Below are 19,455 nucleotides of genomic sequence, written 5' to 3' on the forward strand. Positions count from 1 at the left end.
GGGTGGGGGCGGGGGCGGTACTGACCGTGTTCGTCATGCGGCCTCGCTCGGTCGCTGTCCGGTGGCCGCGTACATGACCGACTCCTCGTCGGCCTCCCCGCGGTCCAGGTGGGCGGTGACCCGGCCCTCGTGCATGACCAGGACCCGGTCGGCCATGCCCAGGACCTCGGGGAGTTCGCTGGAGACCATGACGATGGCCAGCCCCCGGCCCGCGAGGGTGGAGAGCAGGCGGTGGACCTCGGCCTTGGTGCCCACGTCGATGCCGCGCGTGGGCTCGTCCACGAACAGCACACGGGGTTCGGTGGACAGCCACTTGGCCAGGACGACTTTTTGCTGGTTGCCGCCCGAGAGGGTGGAGACGGGGTCGGTGAGGCTGCCGAACCTCAGGCTCAGGCGCTCGCCCCACTCGCGGGCGGAGTCGCGCTCGGCGCGGGGGCGCAGCAGGCCCAGGCGGCTGAGCGGCCAGCGGCGGGTGGCGGTGGCGTTGCGCTCGATGGAGGACTCCATGACCAGGCCCTGCTGGCGGCGGTCCTCGGGGACCAGGGCGAGCCCGGCCGCCATGGCGGCCCTGGGCCGCCCCGGCGCCAGCGGCCTGCCCTCCACCCGCACGGTGCCCGCGTCGTAGCGGTCCACGCCGAACACGGCGCGGACGACCTCGCTGCGTCCGGCGCCGACCAGCCCGGACAGGGCGACGATCTCCCCGGCGCGCACCGAGAAGGACACGTCGGCGAACACGCCGTGGCGGGTCAGGCCGTCGACCTCCAGCAGGACCTCGCCGCGCTCGGCCTCCTCCTTGGGGTAGAGGCTGGTGACCTCACGGCCGACCATGCGGCGCACGACGGTGTCCACGTCCAGGTCGCCGGTGGGGTCACAGGAGACGAACGCGCCGTCGCGGACCACGGTGATGCGGTCGCACAGGGCGAAGACCTCGTCGAAGCGGTGGGAGATGAACAGCAGCGCCGAACCGGCGTCGCGCAGGGTGCGGGCGACGGTGAACAGGCGCTCGGCCTCCACGCCGGACAGGGCTGCGGTGGGCTCGTCCATGACCAGGACCCGCGCCTGTCGGGTGAGGGCCTTGGCGATCTCCACGAGCTGCTGGTCGGCGATGGACAGCCCCCGCGCGGGGCGGTCGGGGTCCATGTCCACGCCCAGGCGCGCGAAGACCTCCCGGGTGTCGCGGCGCATGCGGCCGCGGTCGATGGTGCGCATGCGGGTACGGGGCTGGCGGCCGACGAAGATGTTCTCGGCCACCGACAGGTCGGGGAACAGCGTGGGTTCCTGGTAGATGACCGCGACCCCGGCGCGCTGGGCGTCCACGGGAGCGGCGAACTCCGCGGGACGCCCGTCCACGAGCACCTGTCCGCCGTCCGGCCGGTGTACCCCCGCGATGGTCTTGACCAGGGTGGACTTGCCCGCACCGTTCTCGCCCACCAGTGCGTGGATCTCTCCGGAGCGCAGTTCCAGGGACAGCCCCCGCAGGGCCCTGACGCTCCCGAAGGACTTGGTGACGTCGACCAGGGCGAGGGGTGGGGGGACCTCTGCTGGGTCCACGTGCGCCCTCCTTCTCCGAGCCGTGTCCGGCGTGGCTACCCCGGACACGGCAAAAACGTTTTAATATGAAGTGGATGTTAAGTGCCCCACACCACACCGTCAAGAGGATCACCCAAGAATTCGCAGGTCTCGCCCCGATAACGACCCCCCTTCCGGTAAGCCCTTTCCAGCAGTCGTGGGGCCAGGAGCGCCCCGCCACGGGCAGCGGATTGACACGTTTCAATCGGGGTGTGAGTACGATGCTTCGCATCGCCCTCCGCACACGCACGGGAGAAGCCCCTTGTCCACCAGGTCCCCCAACGCACGCCGAGGCGTGGGTATCACCGAGGTCGCCCGGCACGCCGGGGTCTCGCCCGGAACCGTGTCCAACGTGCTCAACCGTCCCGAGCGTGTCGCCGAGGCCACCCGCCTGCGGGTCGAGGCGGCCATCGCCGAACTCGACTACGTGCGCAACTCCTCCGGCAGCAGCCTGCGCTCGGGGCGCAGCGAGTCCGTGGGGCTGCTCGTGCTGGACGTGACCAACCCGTTCTTCACCGAGGTCGCGCGGGGCGTGGAGGACGAGGCGGCCGGTTCCGGACTCGCCGTGGTGCTGCTCAACTCCGCGGAGAAGCGCGAGCGCCAACAGCGCAACGTGCGCCTGCTGGCCGAGCAGCGCGCGGCCGGGGCCGTGGTGATGCCCGTGAACGACGACCTGTCGGACCTTTTGTGGCTGAGCCGCCAGGGGACCTCCTGGGTGGCCCTGGACCGGGGCGACGTCGCCGAGGACGTGGGGTGCAGCGTCAGCGTGGACAACCACGCGGGCGGGATGGCGGCCGGGAGGCACCTCATCGGGCTGGGGCACGAGACGGTGACCTTCCTGACCGGACCGTTCGCCATCGAACAGGTCAGGCGCAGGCACGAGGGCCTGCGCGACGCCTTCGCCGAGGCCGGGCTGGACCCCGACACCTGCGTGCGGGTGGTCGAGCAGCCGCTGCTCAACCCCGAACAGGGTGAGCGGGCGGTGGACGCGATCCTGGGCGGGGGGCCGCGGCAGCGCCCCCAAGCCGTGTTCTGCGCCAACGACCAGCTGGCGCTCGGCGTGATGAAGGGCCTGGGCCAGCGGGGCCTGCGGGTGCCCGAGGACATGTCGGTGGTGGGCTACGACAACGTGGACTTCGCCGACCTGGTGCACCCGGGGCTGACCACGGTGGCCCAGCCCAAGTACGAACTGGGCCGGGCGGCGATGCGCCTGCTGGAGTCGGAGCTGAACCACGGCGAGCACGTCCACGAGCGGGTGCTGTTCACCCCGGAGCTGGTGGTGCGGGGCTCGACTGCGGTGTACCGGGACTGACCCGGGTTCCCGTGTCTCCCTTATCCCCCGTGTCTCCGTGTTCCCCTGTGTCTCCGCCCCTGGAAAAGCCCGGGCAAAAGCCCTGCTCAGGGTTGTACCGGTCCGGCGGGAGGGGTAGTCCGCCCGGGGCGGCTTCGCTGACGCGGGCCGCGCGAAGGCTGACGGGGGAACGGGGGCCGGGGACATGGACGACGAGCAGCGGCGGCGGGTCCGGCAGGGGTTCGGCGAGGCGGTCAACATGACGCCCGAGGAGCTGGAGCGGTGGCTGGAGACCGGCGAGTCGAAGTCCGTGGGCGAGGGCGACGGGGAGTCCAAGGGCCACCGCTCGGGGCGGCGGATCGTGGACATCCTGCGCGCTTCGCGGGGTGATCTGAAGGAGCGGGACTACGAGCACATGCGCAAGGTCACCGGTTACGTGCACCGGCACCTGGCGCAGAAGCCGTCCGGGGACCCGAGCGAGACCCCGTGGCGGTACTCGCTGATGAACTGGGGGCACGATCCGCTCAAGGACTGACGCGCCGCGCTGCCCGCGCCTCCACCGACGAAAGACCCCCGTTCCGGCTACCGGAACGGGGGTCTTGCTGTCTCGGGGGGAGAGCGCCGGGAACGCTGTCGCTAGCGGGGGGACGACGCCAGCAGGGAGAGGAGGGAAGTCCACTCGCGGCGGTCGAAGCTGAGGTGGCCCAGCTCCCGGTTCTGGGTGTCCCGCACGAGGGTGTCGCGGCCCTCGCTGACCTCCACACAGTTCCCGCCCGACGTGCTGTAGCTGGACTTGTGGAAGTCGCGTCGCTCGTTCACCGTAGCTCCTCCAGAAGCTTTCGTGACTGGATGGCGGGGAGAGCGCTACCCAGTGCTTGTTTCACCAGACCATGCAAGCGGTCGTACACCTTCGTGTCCTCATACAAGGTAGCGCCGTCCACATGGTCGCTCACAGCCGCTTTCCCACCATCACGAAGATGGAACAGCAGCAGCATGGACGTCACCCCGAGCAGGATGGAGTCCTCCGGGACCAGGTGGAAGCGCATCCTGCCCATTTCAGCAATGGACAAAAGGTGTGAAGCCTGCTCTTTCCGAACCCGGTCAGGGACGCAGGTCACGGCCGTCACAGGGAAGACCGCGATGGTTCGAGGGTTATTGAGCTTTCGCAGCTGCTCGTACCTGCCACACCTCAGTTCCACCAAGCGTTCAAGGTCACCCGGCTGGCGTCCCATCAGCGACTCCTCGAACACCAGTCGCGCGTAACTCGAAGACTGCAACAAACCAGGCACCAGCAAGGGAGATATGAGGTCTATCGCCTCGGCCGCCTCCTCCAGACGCGAGACGCTGTGCATCCACTGCGGGAGCCCTTCCGCCTTCGCGAACTCCCACACGCTGACAAGCCGCCCCTGCAACTCCAGTGCTTTGTCCACTTTCTCCACTTCGCTCCGAAGCGGAACTACATGGTTGTTCTCCCATCGGGAGATGGTCGATGGGCTCAGGTTCACCAGCGCCGCAAGCTTGCGGAGGGTGTAGCCAGAGTTATTGCGTTCTTCGGCCAGGTATGCACCGAAATCGTGTTGCACCATAACCCAAAGCTAACCTCGGCGTTCCTCCTGGAACCATCTCTTTGTAGATACAAATCGCTCACTGGAGGAACAGAACTCCCGCGTCGGATGCTGGGGGCATGAACGAAACACGGAAATCCTCCGACGACATGTTCGCCGCCGCCGTCACCGCCTTCCAGAGCCAGCGGGGCCTGGCCTTCACCGTCGAGTGGCGACGCTTCCCCTGGACCCACGGCCCCGACGTCGAACGCGCCCTCGTCGGCCCCTCCTACCTGGGCAACGTCGCCATCGGCCTCAAGAACGACTTCTCCTGGAGCTACCAGGACCGGTACGGCACCTGGAAGTACGTGCAGCGCGACCGACTCGGCCTCCTCGTGGACTCCGTGGTCGAGGACAGGGCCGGGTTCCAGCCGCCGCTGCCGAACCGTTCCGCCTACCGCCAGGTTCGCGGAACGCAGTGAGTACGGGAAGACAAAAACCGCGAAATCTACACCAATCCCGGAAACATCTCAATTCTCTACGTTCCATCCGAGAATTGACATTTCGATTACGGGCCAGGAACGCTTCTCCTGGGAAGAGGATTGGTCGGTTTCGGTGCAGACCCCGCCCTTCAAGACGGGGCGAGCCGTCCCCACCACAATGTCGTAGGGCCTGGCTATGGTGTGTGCTGGTTCTTCGAGGGGAGGTCTTACCATGCTGACGGGATTCCGTTATCGGCTCGCGCTCACTGACGAGCAGGCCGAGTTGTGTCAGGTCTATGGCGATATCTGTCGGGCGGTGTGGAACACCGGCCTGGACCAGCGGCGTGAGGCCGTGTCCCGTTGGCAGCGCGGCCAGCGCCTGCCCTACTGCGGCTACCACCTCCAGGCCCGTGAACTGGCCGAGGCCAAGACCGAGGAGACCTGGCTGAAGGCCGCCCCCTCCCACATCCTCCAGCAGACCCTTCGCGACCTGGACCGAGCCTGTCAGGACCACGGCACGTTCAAGGTGCGATGGCGTGCCAAGGACCGGTGGAAGCCCTCCTTCCGCTTCCCCGACGGCACACGGATGAGCATCGAACGCCTGAGCCGCAGGTGGGGACGCATCAAGCTGCCCAAACTGGGATGGGTACGCTTTCGCTGGTCGCGCGCGCCCCGGGGCACCGTGCGCTCGGCCACCGTCTCCCGCGACGGTGCCCACTGGTACGTGTCGCTGCTGTGCGAGGACGGCCAGGCCACTCCGGAGGAGCATGAGCGCCCCGACAGCGCGGTGGGTGTGGATCGGGGTGTGGTGGTGGCGGTGGCCACCAGCGATGGAGACCTGCTCGACCGTACCTTCCAAACCCCCAAAGAGGCCGAGCGGGAGCGCCGTCTGCGCCGACGCCTGGCCCGCCAACGCAAGGGGTCGAACAACCGGGCCAAGACCAGGGCCGCCCTGTCCGCGCTGACCGGACGGGTGCGGGCCCGGCGCGCCGATTTCGCCGCCCAGACCGCGCACACGCTGTGTGCCAAGAACGCGGTCGTGGTGCTGGAAAAGCTCACCACGAAGAACATGACCGCCTCGGCCAAAGGCACCGTCGACGCCCCGGGCGTCAACGTGCGCCAGAAGGCGGGGTTGAACCGGGCGATCCTGGCCAAAGGGTGGCACGGCCTCAAGCTCGCCTGTCAGAACGCGGCCCGGCGCACCGGGAGTCGGATCGTGGAGGTTGATCCCGCGTACACGTCCCAGACCTGTCACTCGTGCGGATACGTCGCGGTGGAGAACCGAGAGAGCCAATCGGTCTTTCGCTGCGGCAGGTGCGGGCACACAGCTCATGCGGACGTCAACGCGGCCCAGAACATTCTCACGCGCGGATGGACTAACCCTTCGGGGTGAACCGTGCCAGCCTGCCGAGACCTCTGGGATGCCATGTCGATGAAGCAGGAACCAGCTGCGGCCGCGAGGCGCGCAGCACCACCGCCCCGACAAGGGGTGGTCGGAATCTCCCTCGTTCACGAGGGAGAGGAAGTCAAGCGCCGGATCGGCATGACCCGGAACCCGGCCGACGACTTCGACGACCCCACCGTGCCCGAGGGGCCGCTGCGCCCGAACGTGCTGTACCGCATCCACCCGTCCGCCCCTCGCGCGGGGAACTGACGTTCTCCGCCGGACGATGACGGGCCCCTCCGCGCCGAGGATGACAGGAGAGGCCAGACCTCAGGCCGGGTACACCTCCGCGCGGCGCAGCAGCTCGGAGGGGTCGGCCTCGGAGTTGAGCCCGGCCGCGACCTCCTTCGTCAGGGGCCGTCCCTCGAACACCGCGTGCACCGCGTCGAGGTCCAGGGCGCGCTCGTAGTAGTCCTGGAACTCCTCGTGGAGGTACCGTGCGGGATCGGCGGCGTACAGACCGCCCAGCAGCCAACCGGAACCGTCTCCCCGGTCTCCGGCGACCCCGGTTCGCCAGGAGGCGTCCGCGGGCAGACGCCACAGCAGAGCGCTCACCGACAGCGCGTCCCCGCCGTTGAAATCGGTGTCCGCCATGAGGAACGCGAGTTCCCCGGGCAGGGCGTCGACCGTCCCCGGCCAGTGCTCCTCGTCATTGGCGTAGGGGCTCATCTCTGACTCATGATCGAAGCAGCGGATGAGACCGGCCGTGTCCGAGAGCGCGATGGCGTACTCGTCCCCTCCCCCGTTGCTCATCGTCGCCAGGTCCCACCCCGGCCGCCAACCGGAGGTGAAGTCGTGCTTGCGGTAGCGGCTGTCGGGGGCGATGAGGAACTCCAGCAGCGCCGTCCTGCGGGACAGGACGCGCACGGCGGCGGGCTCGGGCAGGCGGAGGGCGGTCTCGGGCGCGTTCATGCCGGTATCGAAGCACACGCCTGTGACAGCGCCCGCCCCAGGGAATCGCCCCCGCAGGCCCGGCGGCCCGGCCGTGCTCCTCCGGGCCGCCGCGGCACGCCGCGGAACCGTCAGCGTTCGACGGGCTCCCGCCCCGCGGGCTCCGCCTCCGTCCCGCCCGACCCGGGAACCCCTTCCACCACGCCCCGGCGCCGGGCCAGGAGCACGAACACCCCGGCCGTGGCGACCAGCGACAGGGCCGCGACACCCCAGGACGTGACGTCCCAGGCCGCCGTGAGGTGACCCGCGAGGGCGTCCGACCCTCCCACGTCCCCGGCGGTCGCACGGGCGGCGGCTTCGGACGATCCCGTGCGGGCGGCGACGATGCTGGTCAGCGCCGCCCCGAAGACCGCGATAACCAGGGCCTCGGCACCACCGCGGAGCGTGTTGAGGAAACCCGCCGCCATGCCCGCCTTCCGGGGTTCGATGACGCCCATCGCCTGGCCGTCGGTGATGCCGAACGACAACCCCATGCCGGTGCCGATCAGTACCAGGGGCAGGGCCAGCCCCAGCGCGCTGATCTGCGGGTGGAGCACGGTGAGCAGCGCGTTGCCCCCGGCCACGAGCAACAGCGCGACAACGATCGTCCCGCGTGCCGACACGCCCCCGGCGACCAGCCACCCGCCCAGGGACGGGGCCACCAGCACCGGCGCCGTGAGCATGAGCATCATCAGACCGGCGGTCTGCGCGGACACCCCCTGCGCCCCCTGGAGGTAGGTCGGCAGGAAGACCAGCACCCCCAGGAAACCGATCGAGGTGGTCAGCGTCGCCAGGCACCAGGCCATGAACCGGCCGTCGCGCACCAGGCTCAGGTCGAGCACCGGCCGGGCCACCCGGCTCTCGACGACGAGGAAGAGCACGAGGAGCGCCGCACCGGCCACCAGAGCGCCCACCACCGCCGGGGTCCCCCAGCCCGCCTCGGGCGCCTCGATGACCGCGTACATGACCAGTGTCAGGCTGACCACGAAGGTCACCGAGCCGAACCAGTCGACGCGCGGGCGCTCGGAGGACCGCGACTCGGCGACGAACGCCGATCCGACCAGGATGAGCAGGCCGACCGCGGCGTAGGCCAGGAACGCCGTGCGCCAGCCCACGGCGCCGACCAGCAGACCCGACAGGGTCGGGCCGATCGCGATGCCGACCCCCGCCATGGTGCCCATGGCGGCGAAGGCCCGGGTGCGCGCGGCACCGTCGAAGCCCGTCGCCAGCAGGGCGCCGCCGCTGGCCATGATCGCCGCGCCGCCGACACCGGTGAGCAGGCGTGCCGCGTCCAGCAGGATGATGTCACCGACCAGGGCGCTTGCCAGGTTGCCCGCGAGGAAGACGACCGCGCCGACGGCGAACAGCAACCTTCGCCCGAACAGGTCGGCCAGGGAGCCGCAGACCAGGGTGAACGCGGCGAAGGTGAGGTTGTATCCGGCCACCACCCAGTGCAGCGCGGCGCCGGAGGCCTCCAGGTCCGCCCCGATCTCGGGGACGGCCACGGCCGTCCCCGAGATCGACATGGCCACGACCAGGACGCCCAGCATGACGCTGGCGAGCAGCACCCCGGGGCGTGGCGCCGCCCGCGAACCCGGACTCCGCCGCCGACTACGCGTCGTACGCACGCGCATCTCCTTCGTGTCGTGAGTGTTGGACCCCATTCTGAAACCTCAACTTTTATTGAGGTCAAGGGGTTCGCGCGGAGCCGGGGAACGGGAACGCGGTCCTCGGCGCGCCCCTCCCCCGCACCCCGTAACGGCCGCTACGAAGCTGGAGCACGGACCGCGGGACGGAAGCGGGGTCACCGCCGCCACAGCGCCCACCGGCGCCTAACCTGGATGACGTGGTCGAGCAAGACACCCGACCGGGTCCCACAGCCCGGACGCATCCCGCCAAACCCCCGCAGCACGACGCGATCGACAGCCGCAGGCTCCCCTCCTACGCCGCCGGTGAGATCGAGGTGCCCTTCGTCGTCATGGGCAGCGCCGAGATCATCCCCCGGGACACGTTCTGGGAGGAGCACTCGCACCCCACGCACGAACTGCTCTGGAACCAGCGGGGCGCCTCCTCCGCCACCGTCGGCACGCGGGTCTGGACGATCACCCCCACGGTCGGCCTGTGGCTTCCGGCCGGGACGCGCCACTCCGGGTGGACCCCCGCAGGGACCTGGCACCGCGCCGCGCAGTTCGGCGTCCACGCGGTGCCCTCGATCTCCGACGGGCCCGTCGCGATGGAGGTCACCCCGCTCCTGCGACTCCTGCTCGACCGGCTCGACGCCGAGGGCCTCACCGCGGACGAGCGTTCGCGGACCGAGGCGATGGTGCTGGACGTCCTCGCCCCGGCCCGGCGCGAGCTGATCCTGCACATCCCCGAGTCGCCGCTGCTGGCCCCCATCGTCGCCGCCGTGCGCGAGGACCCCGCCGACACCACCACCCTGGCCGTGTGGGCGGCGCGGCTGGGCGTGAGCACCCGCACCGTCACCCGGGCGTTCCGCTCCGAGACGGGTCTGGGGTTCAGCCAGTGGCTGGCCACCGCGCGCGTGCAGCACGCGGTGACGATGCTCGCGCGGGGGGACGAGATCGACGAGGTGGCGGTGTGTGTGGGGTACCACTCGGCGAGCGCGTTCGGCGCGGCCTTCCGGCGGGTCACGGGGCTGAGTCCGGGCCGGTTCCGCGCCCTGTGATGCCTGCGGGGACAGCGTTTCAGCTCCTGTGGCAGGACCGGCGACACGGGCCCCACCGGGCTCTCCAGCCTCCCCCGCCACACCCCTCTTGTCCGTTTCGCTACAAAAGATGTCGCATCTACGTGATTGCGAACCCACCAAGGACACCCTAAATTCGGTTAGGCAAACCTAATCTCTCGGCATCGCCGCGGTCGGGTCGGCGCGTGCACCCCCGGACCTCCGTCCCCCGCGCGGCCCCGCACCTGACCGGTCCCCTCCCGGACGCACGCCCCCGTGTGCGCTCCGGGGCGGTGCGGGAGCCGGACCATGGCACCGCCATGGCTGAGGCCCCACGGCCGCAAGAGGCCCCAAGGCCACGATGGGAAGGAAACCATGCCCCGCGTTTCAAGGCTGGCCGCGCTCTCCGGCGCCGCGCTGCTCACCGTCGCGCTCGCCGCCTGCTCCTCCGGCGACTCCTCCGACTCCTCCGGCGGAGAGGACGGCGGCGGTTCCGGGGACTGGACCCCCGTCACCATCGAGCACGCGCTCGGCACGACGACCATCGAGTCCAAGCCCGAGCGGGTCGCGACGGTGAACTGGGCCAACCACGAGGTCCCGCTGGCCCTGGGAGTCGTTCCGGTCGGCATGGCCTCCGCCGACTTCGGCGACGACGACGGCGACGGCGTGCTGCCCTGGGTCGAGGAGAAGCTCACCGAGCTGGACGCGCAGACCCCGGTCCTGTTCGACGAGACGGACGGCATCGACTTCGAGGCCGTCGCCGACACCGCGCCGGACGTGATCCTGGCCGCCTACTCCGGGCTGACCCAGGAGGACTACGACACGCTCAGCGAGATCGCCCCCGTGGTCGCCTACCCCGAGACCGCCTGGGGCACCCCGTGGCGGGAGATGATCGAGCTCAACAGCCAGGCCCTGGGCATGGCGGCCGAGGGCGAGGAGCTCATCGCCGGCCTGGAGCAGGAGATCGAGGACTCGGTCGCGGAGTACCCGCAGTTCGAGGACCGGTCCGCGATGTTCCTGACCCACGTGGACACCACGGACCTGAGCGAGGTCAGCTTCTACACCACGCACGACACGCGCGCCATGTTCTTCGAGGACCTGGGCCTGGAGACCCCGGAGAGCATCGCGACCGCCTCGGCCGAGACCGACCAGTTCTCCCTGAGCCGGAGCGCCGAGCAGGCGGACGCGTTCAACGACGTCGACATCATCGTCACCTACGGCGGTGAGGAGCTGGTGCAGACCCTGGAGGGCGACCCGCTGCTGTCGCAGATGCCCGCCGTGGAGAACGGCTCCGTCGTCAACCTCCCCGGCGACGACCCGCTGGGCACGGCCGCGAACCCGACCCCGCTGTCGATCTCGTGGGTCCTGGACGACTACCTGTCGCTCCTCGCCGAGGCCGCTGACGAGGCTCAGTAGTGGCGACGGACACCTCACCCGCCGTCTCGGGCGCCGCCGTCGTGCGGCGCCCGAGGCGCGGCAAGACCCTGTGGCTGCTGGTGGTGCTGTGCGCGCTGGTCGCGCTCATGTTCGCCTCGGTCGTGGTCGGCTCGCGCGACGTGCCCTGGACGGCCGTCGTGGAGGCGTTCGGCGGCGCGGCCGAGAACTTCGACCAGGCGGCGGTGGCCAAGCGCATCCCCCGCACGCTGCTGGCCGTGCTCGCCGGCGCCGCCCTGGGCGTGGCGGGGGCGGTCATGCAGGGCGTGACCCGCAACCCCCTGGCCGACCCGGGCATCCTGGGCGTGACCATGGGCGCCTCGCTCGCCGTCGTGGCGGGCATCGCCTACTTCGGCCTGGCCTCCGCGACCAGCTTCGTGTGGGTGGCGATCGTCGGCGCCGGCGTCACCACGGTGTTCGTCTACACGATCGGCTCCCTGGGGCGCGGCGGGGCCACACCGCTCAAGCTCGCCCTCGCCGGGGCGGCGACCACCGCGGCCCTGGCCTCCTTCATCAGGGCCGTCGTGCTCCCGCGCGCCGACATCGCCGACGGGGCCCGGTCCTGGCAGATCGGCGGCGTGGGCGGCGGGACCTTCGACAGCGTCACGCAGATACTGCCCTTCCTCCTGGCCGGATTCGCCGTGTGCCTGCTGTCGGCGCGTGCGCTCAACCTCCTCGCGCTGGGCGACGAGCTCGCCGCGGGCCTGGGCGAGCGCGTCGCGCTCGCGCGGGGCGCGGCCTTCGTCGGCGCGGTCGTGCTGTGCGGCGCGAGCACCGCCGTCACCGGGCCGATCAGCTTCGTCGGCCTGGTCGTCCCGCACGTGTGCCGCCTGCTCGTGGGCGTGGACCACCGGTGGCTGATCCCGTTCTCGGCGCTCACCGGTGCGGCCCTGCTGACCGCGGCGGACGTGGTCGGCCGCATCGTGGCGCGCCCCGCGGAGATCGACGTGGGGATCGTGACCGCGCTGATCGGCGCCCCGTTCTTCATCTACATCGTCCGCCGTCAGAAGGTTCGTGCCCTTTGAGTGCCTCCACCGTCGAGACCGTCACCCGCGGCCGGGTGCGCCGCGCGTACCGGCGGCGCGTCGTGATCGCCGCCCTGGCCGTGGCGATCGTCCTCGTGTTCGCCCTGACCCTGATGGTCGGGCAGACCTTCTACCCGCTGGGCGACGTCGTGCGGGTGGTCCTGGGCCAGGACGTGCCGGGCGCCTCGTTCACCGTGGGGCGGCTCCGGCTGCCGCGGGCCGTGCTCGCGGTGGCGGCGGGGCTGTGCTTCGGGCTCGCGGGCGTCACGTTCCAGACCATGCTGCGCAACCCCCTGGCCAGCCCGGACATCATCGGCATCAGTGCGGGGGCCAGCGCGGCGGCCGTGTTCGCGATCGTGGTGCTCTCGCTCGGCGAGGCCGGGGTGTCGGCCTTCGCGATCGTCGCGGGCCTGCTCGTGGCTCTGGTCGTGTACGGGCTGTCCTTCAAGGACGGGGTCGCCGGGACGCGCCTGATCCTGATCGGCATCGGCATCGCCGCCATGCTCACCAGCGTCACCGACTACATCCTCGACCAGGCCGCCCAGTGGGACCTGCAGGAGGCCATGCGGTGGCTGACCGGCAGCCTCAACGGCGCCAGCTGGGACCAGACCGTCCCGGTGCTGGTCGCGCTGGCCGTGCTCTCCCCCGTGCTCCTGTCCCAGTCGGGCAACCTCTCCGCGCTCCAGCTGGGCGACGACACCGCCTCGGCCCTGGGCGTGCGCGTGGACCTGACCCGGCTCGTCGCGATCGTCGCGGCGGTGGGGCTCATCGCCTTCGCGACCGCCGCGGCGGGGCCGGTGGCCTTCGTGTCCTTCCTGTCGGGGCCGATCGCGGCGCGCCTGGTCGGGCCGAACGGCTCGCTGCTGGTGCCCTCCGCGCTGGTCGGGGCGCTGCTGATCCTGGTCGCCGACCTGTGCGCGCAGTACGCCTTCGGGACGCGCTACCCGGTCGGGGTCGTCACCGGCGTGCTCGGCGCCCCCTACCTCGTCTACCTGATCGTCCGCACCAACCGCGTGGGAGGCTCCCTGTGACCACGGACCATTCGCTGCTCGTCGAGGACCTGACGCTCGGCTACAAGGACCGCGTCGTCATCGAGTCCCTGGACCTGACCATCCCGCCCGGGAGGATCACCGCGATCGTGGGCGCCAACGCGTGCGGCAAGTCCACCCTGCTGCGCTCGATGTCGCGGCTGCTCGCGCCCCGGGGCGGGCACGTGCTCCTGGACGGCAAGGAGGTGCACCGCCTGCCGTCCAAGGAGCTCGCGCGCACGCTCGGGCTGCTGCCGCAGTCGCCGATCGCCCCGGAGGGCATCACCGTGAGCGACCTCGTCGGGCGGGGCCGCCACCCCCACCAGAGGATGCTCTCGCGGTGGAGCCGGGATGACGACGAGGCCGTGGCCGAGGCGCTGGAGGCGACGCAGACGGTCGACCTCGCCGACCGGCCCGTCGACGAGCTCTCCGGCGGGCAGCGCCAGCGCGTGTGGATCGCGATGGCCCTGGCCCAGCGCACGGACCTGCTCCTGTTGGACGAGCCGACCACGTTCCTCGACGTCAGCCACCAGGTCGAGGTCCTGGACCTGCTCACCGACCTCAACCGCTCGCTGGGCACGACGATCGTGCTGGTCCTGCACGACCTCAACCTGGCCGCGCGCTACGCCGACCACCTCATCGCGCTCGCGTCCGGGCGGCTGCACGCCGCGGGCACGCCCGAGCGGGTGCTCACCCCCGAGACGGTGCACGCCGTGTTCGGCCTGCGCAGCGAGGTGATCACCGACCCCACGTCGGGAAGGCCCCTCATGCTGCCTCTGGGCAGGTACCACGGCACCGGGGCCGCACGCGGGGAGGAGCAGCTGGCGGGGTGAGGGCCCGCCCGCCGGGCGGGTGGCGCCGGTGGAGGCCGGAGCCGGTCCGGGCTCCGGCCTCCACCGGCGCTTCCGCATGCCCCCACTCAGCACCCTGTGCGACGGATCATGCCCACAGGGTGACTCCGGGCGCTCCCGTCGACCCGGGAGGGCACGCGCCGAATCCCCCTGCGGACCAGCGTCTATTGGATGATCGGACTCCATCTATTGCGACCTGCACTGACAACTTCTGCTTGACGATCGACATAAGCCCGACGTACGGTTCGATGCAGCAGGTGAGGCAGGTCACAAGGGTTGGGCGATGTGGCGTCTTCGGACCGTCGGCATGGCCTTTCCCGGTTACCAAGAGCTGCAACGCCTGCACCAGGTGAAGTCCGGCGGCGGCGACCCGCCGGGCCTCCTCCTCCGAGAAGTGGACGGGGCGTTGACGAGCCGGGCGGCTCCGATCCCCGGCCACCGCGTCGTCCGCCTCCGGCAGGGCCAGTGAGGAAAGGAGCCGGTATGGGCTGAGACCGATGAGGCGGCACCCCCGCTTCCCGCACCTGATAGCAGGAACTCCCCCGTCAGCCCACCGGTCGCAGCCACACGGCCCCCACCGGGCCGCGACCACCGGGCCGCCCTGCCGTCGGCGCCGGCACGCCGCACGGACTCATCGATTCGCTCCCACCCCCCAGGTGAGGTTCCGTATGAAGAAGAGACCCCTGCTGACACTCGGCGCGCTGGCGTCGGGTGTCGCCATGGCGCTCACGCTGACCGCACCGGTCGCGTACGCCGACGAGACCGGCGAGGACGCGTTCAACACGCTGATCTTCTCCAAGACCACCGGCTTCCGGCACGACTCGATCCCCCACGGCGTCGCGCTCATCGAGGCGCTCGGCGAGGAGCACGGCTTCCAGACCGCGCACACCGAGGACTCCTCGGTGTTCAACGACGAGGACCTGGCCGCCTACGACGCGGTGATCTGGCTGTCCACCACCGGCGACGTGCTCAACGAGGAGGAGCAGGGCGCCTTCGAGCGCTACGTCCAGGGCGGCGGCGGCTTCGTCGGCGTCCACTCCGCCTCCGACACCCACTACGACTGGGAGTGGTACGGCGACCTCGTCGGCGGCTACTTCTCCAGCCACCCGCCCGGCACGCAGGACGCCCAGGTGGTGGTCAACGACAGGGTCCACCCCTCCACCGAGCACCTCCCGGCCAGCTGGGAACGCCACGACGAGTGGTACGACTTCGACCTGTCACCCCGCGGCGACGTGCACGTCCTGGCCGGGCTCGACGAGGACTCCTACGCCGACCAGGTCGACCCCGGGGGCCAGATGGGGTGGGACCACCCCATCGCCTGGTGTCAGGCCTACGACGGCGGCCGGTCCTGGTACACCGGCGGCGGCCACACCGTGGAGTCCTACTCCGAGCCGGAGTTCACCCAGCACCTGCTCGGCGGACTGCGGTGGGCGGCCGGGACCGCCGAGGGCGACTGCGGCGCCACGCAGTGGGACAACTTCGAGAAGGTCACCCTCGCGCAGGGCGAGGACGCCGTGGGCGAGCCCATGGGCCTGGCGGTCCTGCCCGACGGACGCGTGATGCACATCACCCGCGGCGGCGATGTGCGGCTGTGGTCCCCGGACACCCACACCACCGAGCTGATCGCCCGGGTCCCGGTGTACAACCACGACGAGGACGGGCTGCAGGGCATCGCCCTGGATCCGGACTTCGAGGAGAACGGGTGGGTGTACCTGTACTACGCGCCCGTGATCGAGGGCGTCCCGCCGGGTGAGGCGCCGGCGGACGGCTCACCGGAGGACTTCGAGCCCTACGAGGGCCACAACAACCTCTCCCGCTTCCAGTTCACGGACGGGGACTCCCCCGCCCTGGACCTGGACAGCGAGAACGTCCTGCTGGAGGTCGGGACCGACCGGGGCATGTGCTGCCACGTCGGCGGCCACATCGACTTCGACTCCGAGGGCAACCTCTACCTGGCCACGGGCGACGACACCAGCGCGTTCGGGTCGGACGGCTACACGCCCATCGACGAGCGCGAGTCGCGCAACCCCGCCTTCGACGCCCAGCGCAGCTCGGCCAACACCAACGACCTGCGCGGCAAGCTCCTGCGGATCACGCCCACCGACGACGGCGGCTACGAGATCCCCGAGGGCAACCTCTTCCCGCCGGAGGAGTACGGCGGCGAGCAGACCCGGCCCGAGATCTACGCCATGGGCCTGCGCAACCCGTTCCGGTTCACGGTGGACGAGGAGGACGGCACCGTCTACCTGGGCGACTACGGCCCCGACGCCAACGAGCCCAACCCCGAACGGGGACCGCAGAACACGGTCTCCTGGCACGCCATCACCGAACCCGCCAACATCGGCTGGCCCTACTGCATCGGCAACAACAGCGCGTTCGTCGACTACGACTTCACCTCCGGGACCTCCGGCGAGGAGTTCGACTGCGCCGCGCCGGTGAACGACTCCCCGCGCAACACCGGCCTGGAGGAGCTGCCCCCGGTCACCCCCGCCTCGATCTGGTACAGCTACGAGGAGTCGGAGGAGTTCCCGCAGCTGGGCACGGGCGGCGGCGCCCCGATGGGCGGCCCCGCCTACCAGTTCGACCCCGAACTGGAGTCGGACACCAAGTGGCCCGAGTACTACGACGGCATCCCGCTGTTCTACGAGTGGGACCGCGACTGGATCAAGCAGGTGCACCTGGGCGACGACGGCCAGGTCCTGGACATCACCGAGACCGTCCCGAACATCGGCCTGGCCAACCCCATGGACATGGAGTTCGGCCCGGACGGCTCCCTGTACGTGCTGGAGTACGGGTCCGGTTACTTCGGCGGTGCCGACGACTCGGCGCTGTCGCGCATCGACTACACCGGCGGCGGGACCACCCCGGTCGCCGACATCAGCGCCTCCACGACCTCGGGACCGGCCCCGCTGGAGGTGGAGTTCTCCGCGGAGGGCTCCCACCACCCCGGCGGCCTGCCCCTGGAGTACGCGTGGTCGTTCGGCGACGGCCAGACCTCGACCGAGGTCTCGCCCACCCACACCTTCGAGGAGGCGGGCCAGTACACGGTCGTTCTCACCGTGACCGACGGCGAGGGCCGCACGGGCACCGCCACCACGACGGTCACCGCGGGCAACACCGCGCCCGAGGTCTCCTTCCAGACCCCCCGGGACGGCCAGTTCTTCCACTGGGGTGACGAGATCCCCTTCAGCGTGGACGTGGCGGACGCCGAGGACGGCTCCGTGGGCGAGGGCATCGAGTGCGGCGACGTCGCGGTCACGGCCTCGCTCGGCCACGACCGGCACGCCCACCCCTGGACCCAGTACGACAGCTGCGAGGGCGTCAGCATCACCGAGGTCGACGGCGGCCACGGGCACGACATGAACATCTTCTGGGTGCTGGAGGCCGAGTACACCGACTCCGGCGGGGACGGGGCGCCCGGCCTCGCCGGAAGCGACGGCGTCACCCTCAAGCCCGCCCGGACCCAGGCCCAGTACTTCACCGACAGCGAGGGGGTCCGGACCGAACCCACCGAGGACGCCGAGGGCGGCCTGGTCAACGTCAGCCACATCGGCCACGGCGACTGGACGGCCTACGACACGACCAACCTGGTCGGGGTCGAGCAGATGGAGTTCCGGGTCGCCTCCGCGGGGGCGGGCGGAACGATCGAGGCGCGCGTGAACGCCCCCGACGGCGAACTGCTCGGCAGCGTCGACGTGCCCTCCACCGGTGGTTGGCAGGAGTGGACCGACGTGACCATGGACGTCACCGACCCCGGGGAGACCTTCACGCTGTACCTGGTCTTCGACGGTGAGGGCCCCGCCGTCGAGGACGGCCTGTTCAACGTCAACTACTTCGAGGCGGTCCTGGACGGCCACGGTGAGCACGGCCCCCAGACCGAGCTGACCAGCCCGCAGGACGGTGCGGTCTTCGAGGAGGGCGAGGACGTCCCCCTGTCCGCCGAGGTCACCGACCACGCCGAGGCCGGTGTGGAGAAGGTGGACTTCCTCGTGGGCGAGGAGGTCGTCGCCACGGTGACCGAGGGCCCCTACACGGCCACCTGGCAGGGTGCCGCCGCGGGCGAGTACGAGGTCAGCGCCGTGGCCACCGACGGCAACGGCGACACCGGCGCCTCCGGCACCGCCACCATCACGGTCGAGGCGGGCGGCACCGAGCCGCCGGAGTGCGCCCCGGCCGAGGCCGAGGAGGGCTACGCCCCCCTATGGGACGGCGCGTCGCTCGACGGATGGACCATGGCGGGCCCGGGCGGCTTCGGCGTCGTCGACGACGGCGAGGGCTGCGCCCTGGAGACCCAGGGCGGCATGGGGCTGCTCTGGCACGAGACGGAGATGGAGTCCTACCGGCTGAAGCTGGACTTCCTCGCCTCCGAGGAGACGGACAACTCCGGTGTCTTCGTCGGCTTCCCCGACCCCGGGGACGACCCCTGGGTCGCCGTCGAGGAGGGCTACGAGATCCAGATCGACGGCTACGGGGCTCCCGACGGTGACCCGATCCACCAGACCGGCGCCGTCTACGACTTCCAGGCGGCCGACTCCCACCCCGCGCGGGTCGGCGAGTGGAACGAGATGGAGATCGAGGTGGCCGACCCGATGATCCGCGTGTGGATCAACGGGGAGCTGGTGAACGAGTTCGAGAGCACCGACCCGGCACGCGACCTGGCCTCGGGCCACGTCGGGTTGCAGAACCACGGCGACGCCGACCGGGTGCTCTTCCGCGACGTCCTGGTCCAGGAGCTGGACCCGGTCGAACCGGTCACGTTCGCCGAGGTCCAGGAGCGCGTCGACGCCCTGGAGGCCGACGGCGCGCTGACCGTGTCCGAGGCGCGTCGGCTGACCCCGCAGCTGGAGCTGGCCGAACACCACCTGAACGTCGGCCGTACCGGGCAGGCCACGCGCGCCCTGGACCGGTTCGTCGAGGTGGCCGAGGCGGTCGCCGACGAGGCAGCGAGAGAGGAGCTGGTGGAGCTGGCCGACAGGCTGCGTCCCCTCATCGACGACGAGTGACGGGACGCCTCCGGCGGACGCCGCACCCACCCGAGGGGTGAGCGTCCGCCGGGGGTCCCGTGACCACGGCGGGGCCGGCCGGCCCCGCCACCCCCGCGGTGGCGCCCCACCGGAGACAAGCGCGACGTCGCGGCGTTCGGCCCCCAGGTACGACGAGAAGAAGGTGTCACG

The 19,455-nt window shown here is 70.9% G+C and carries 15 protein-coding genes; 10 read left to right on the top strand and 5 right to left on the bottom strand.

The window, feature by feature from the left end; genetic code table 11:
- Window positions 1–33: 33 nt before the first annotated feature.
- Window positions 34–1,551, bottom strand: coding sequence for a sugar ABC transporter ATP-binding protein (locus HGB44_RS17390; protein WP_061083038.1), 1,518 nt, complete (start codon window positions 1,549–1,551; stop codon window positions 34–36).
- A 280-nt stretch (window positions 1,552–1,831) separates the two neighbouring features.
- On the opposite strand from HGB44_RS17390, the gene HGB44_RS17395 reads away from it, so the two are divergent.
- Together HGB44_RS17395 and HGB44_RS17400 are read left to right on the top strand one after the other, a co-directional pair.
- Entirely contained in the window at window positions 1,832–2,881 is a 1,050-nt protein-coding gene (locus HGB44_RS17395; RefSeq protein ID WP_061083037.1) for a LacI family DNA-binding transcriptional regulator, read from the top strand.
- A gap of 184 nt (window positions 2,882–3,065) precedes the next feature.
- The gene (locus HGB44_RS17400; RefSeq protein WP_061083036.1) at window positions 3,066–3,395 is read left to right on the top strand and encodes a DUF3140 domain-containing protein; all 330 of its coding nucleotides are present in this window, start codon (window positions 3,066–3,068) and stop codon (window positions 3,393–3,395) included.
- A gap of 101 nt (window positions 3,396–3,496) precedes the next feature.
- On the opposite strand, the gene HGB44_RS17405 is transcribed toward HGB44_RS17400, so the two are convergent.
- Together HGB44_RS17405 and HGB44_RS17410 are read right to left on the bottom strand one after the other, a co-directional pair.
- Window positions 3,497–3,679, bottom strand: a complete 183-nt coding sequence (locus tag HGB44_RS17405; protein ID WP_013153337.1) for a DUF397 domain-containing protein — start codon at window positions 3,677–3,679, stop codon at window positions 3,497–3,499.
- The gene (locus HGB44_RS17410) at window positions 3,676–4,446 is read right to left on the bottom strand and encodes a helix-turn-helix domain-containing protein (protein WP_061083035.1); all 771 of its coding nucleotides are present in this window, start codon (window positions 4,444–4,446) and stop codon (window positions 3,676–3,678) included. Before HGB44_RS17410 ends, HGB44_RS17405 begins: the two co-directional genes overlap by 4 nt.
- A gap of 98 nt (window positions 4,447–4,544) precedes the next feature.
- Between HGB44_RS17410 and HGB44_RS17415 the strand changes: the two genes are divergently transcribed.
- Together HGB44_RS17415 and HGB44_RS17420 are read left to right on the top strand one after the other, a co-directional pair.
- A complete protein-coding gene (locus HGB44_RS17415) occupies window positions 4,545–4,886 on the top strand; it encodes a hypothetical protein (protein ID WP_061083034.1) in 342 nt (113 codons plus the stop codon).
- Window positions 4,887–5,118: 232 nt separating this feature from the next.
- Window positions 5,119–6,279, top strand: a complete 1,161-nt coding sequence (locus tag HGB44_RS17420) for an RNA-guided endonuclease InsQ/TnpB family protein (RefSeq protein ID WP_168444046.1) — start codon at window positions 5,119–5,121, stop codon at window positions 6,277–6,279.
- A 321-nt stretch (window positions 6,280–6,600) separates the two neighbouring features.
- On the opposite strand, the gene HGB44_RS17430 is transcribed toward HGB44_RS17420, so the two are convergent.
- A complete protein-coding gene (locus tag HGB44_RS17430; protein WP_061083309.1) occupies window positions 6,601–7,242 on the bottom strand; it encodes a hypothetical protein in 642 nt (213 codons plus the stop codon).
- A gap of 110 nt (window positions 7,243–7,352) precedes the next feature.
- Window positions 7,353–8,894, bottom strand: a complete 1,542-nt coding sequence (locus HGB44_RS17435; RefSeq protein WP_231972645.1) for an MFS transporter — start codon at window positions 8,892–8,894, stop codon at window positions 7,353–7,355.
- 212 nt (window positions 8,895–9,106) lie between these two features.
- Between HGB44_RS17435 and HGB44_RS17440 the strand changes: the two genes are divergently transcribed.
- From HGB44_RS17440 to HGB44_RS17465, 6 genes are all read left to right on the top strand, one after another.
- Window positions 9,107–9,946 (top strand): helix-turn-helix domain-containing protein, encoded by an 840-nt coding sequence (locus HGB44_RS17440; RefSeq protein ID WP_061083311.1) that lies wholly within the window; start codon window positions 9,107–9,109, stop codon window positions 9,944–9,946.
- Window positions 9,947–10,318: 372 nt separating this feature from the next.
- Window positions 10,319–11,359, top strand: coding sequence for an iron-siderophore ABC transporter substrate-binding protein (locus HGB44_RS17445; protein ID WP_061083312.1), 1,041 nt, complete (start codon window positions 10,319–10,321; stop codon window positions 11,357–11,359).
- The gene (locus HGB44_RS17450; RefSeq protein ID WP_061083313.1) at window positions 11,359–12,402 is read left to right on the top strand and encodes a FecCD family ABC transporter permease; all 1,044 of its coding nucleotides are present in this window, start codon (window positions 11,359–11,361) and stop codon (window positions 12,400–12,402) included. The genes HGB44_RS17445 and HGB44_RS17450 overlap by 1 nt, the downstream gene beginning before the upstream one ends.
- Complete coding sequence (locus tag HGB44_RS17455; RefSeq protein WP_061083314.1) at window positions 12,399–13,433, top strand: FecCD family ABC transporter permease; 1,035 nt, start codon at window positions 12,399–12,401, stop codon at window positions 13,431–13,433. Before HGB44_RS17450 ends, HGB44_RS17455 begins: the two co-directional genes overlap by 4 nt.
- Entirely contained in the window at window positions 13,430–14,263 is an 834-nt protein-coding gene (locus tag HGB44_RS17460; protein ID WP_061083315.1) for an ABC transporter ATP-binding protein, read from the top strand. The genes HGB44_RS17455 and HGB44_RS17460 overlap by 4 nt, the downstream gene beginning before the upstream one ends.
- Before the next feature lie 686 nt (window positions 14,264–14,949).
- On the top strand, window positions 14,950–19,284 hold the full coding sequence (locus HGB44_RS17465) for a ThuA domain-containing protein (RefSeq protein ID WP_061083317.1): 4,335 nt from the start codon (window positions 14,950–14,952) through the stop codon (window positions 19,282–19,284).
- The last annotated feature ends 171 nt before the right edge of the window (window positions 19,285–19,455 follow it).

Source organism: Nocardiopsis alborubida (assembly GCF_012396365.1).
Classification (GTDB): Bacteria; Actinomycetota; Actinomycetes; order Streptosporangiales; family Streptosporangiaceae; genus Nocardiopsis; species Nocardiopsis alborubida.

What these genes read in the sequence shown, in the direction of transcription:
- HGB44_RS17420 (WP_168444046.1), top strand. Translation starts at nt 5,119, where the DNA reads ATGCTGACGGGATTCCGTTATCGGCTCGCGCTCACTGACGAGCAGGCC.
- HGB44_RS17445 (WP_061083312.1), top strand. Translation starts at nt 10,319, where the DNA reads ATGCCCCGCGTTTCAAGGCTGGCCGCGCTCTCCGGCGCCGCGCTGCTC.
- HGB44_RS17430 (WP_061083309.1), bottom strand. Translation starts at nt 7,242, where the DNA reads ATGAACGCGCCCGAGACCGCCCTCCGCCTGCCCGAGCCCGCCGCCGTG.
- HGB44_RS17465 (WP_061083317.1), top strand. Translation starts at nt 14,950, where the DNA reads ATGAAGAAGAGACCCCTGCTGACACTCGGCGCGCTGGCGTCGGGTGTC.
- HGB44_RS17400 (WP_061083036.1), top strand. Translation starts at nt 3,066, where the DNA reads ATGGACGACGAGCAGCGGCGGCGGGTCCGGCAGGGGTTCGGCGAGGCG.
- HGB44_RS17435 (WP_231972645.1), bottom strand. Translation starts at nt 8,894, where the DNA reads ATGCGCGTGCGTACGACGCGTAGTCGGCGGCGGAGTCCGGGTTCGCGG.
- HGB44_RS17415 (WP_061083034.1), top strand. Translation starts at nt 4,545, where the DNA reads ATGAACGAAACACGGAAATCCTCCGACGACATGTTCGCCGCCGCCGTC.
- HGB44_RS17410 (WP_061083035.1), bottom strand. Translation starts at nt 4,446, where the DNA reads ATGGTGCAACACGATTTCGGTGCATACCTGGCCGAAGAACGCAATAAC.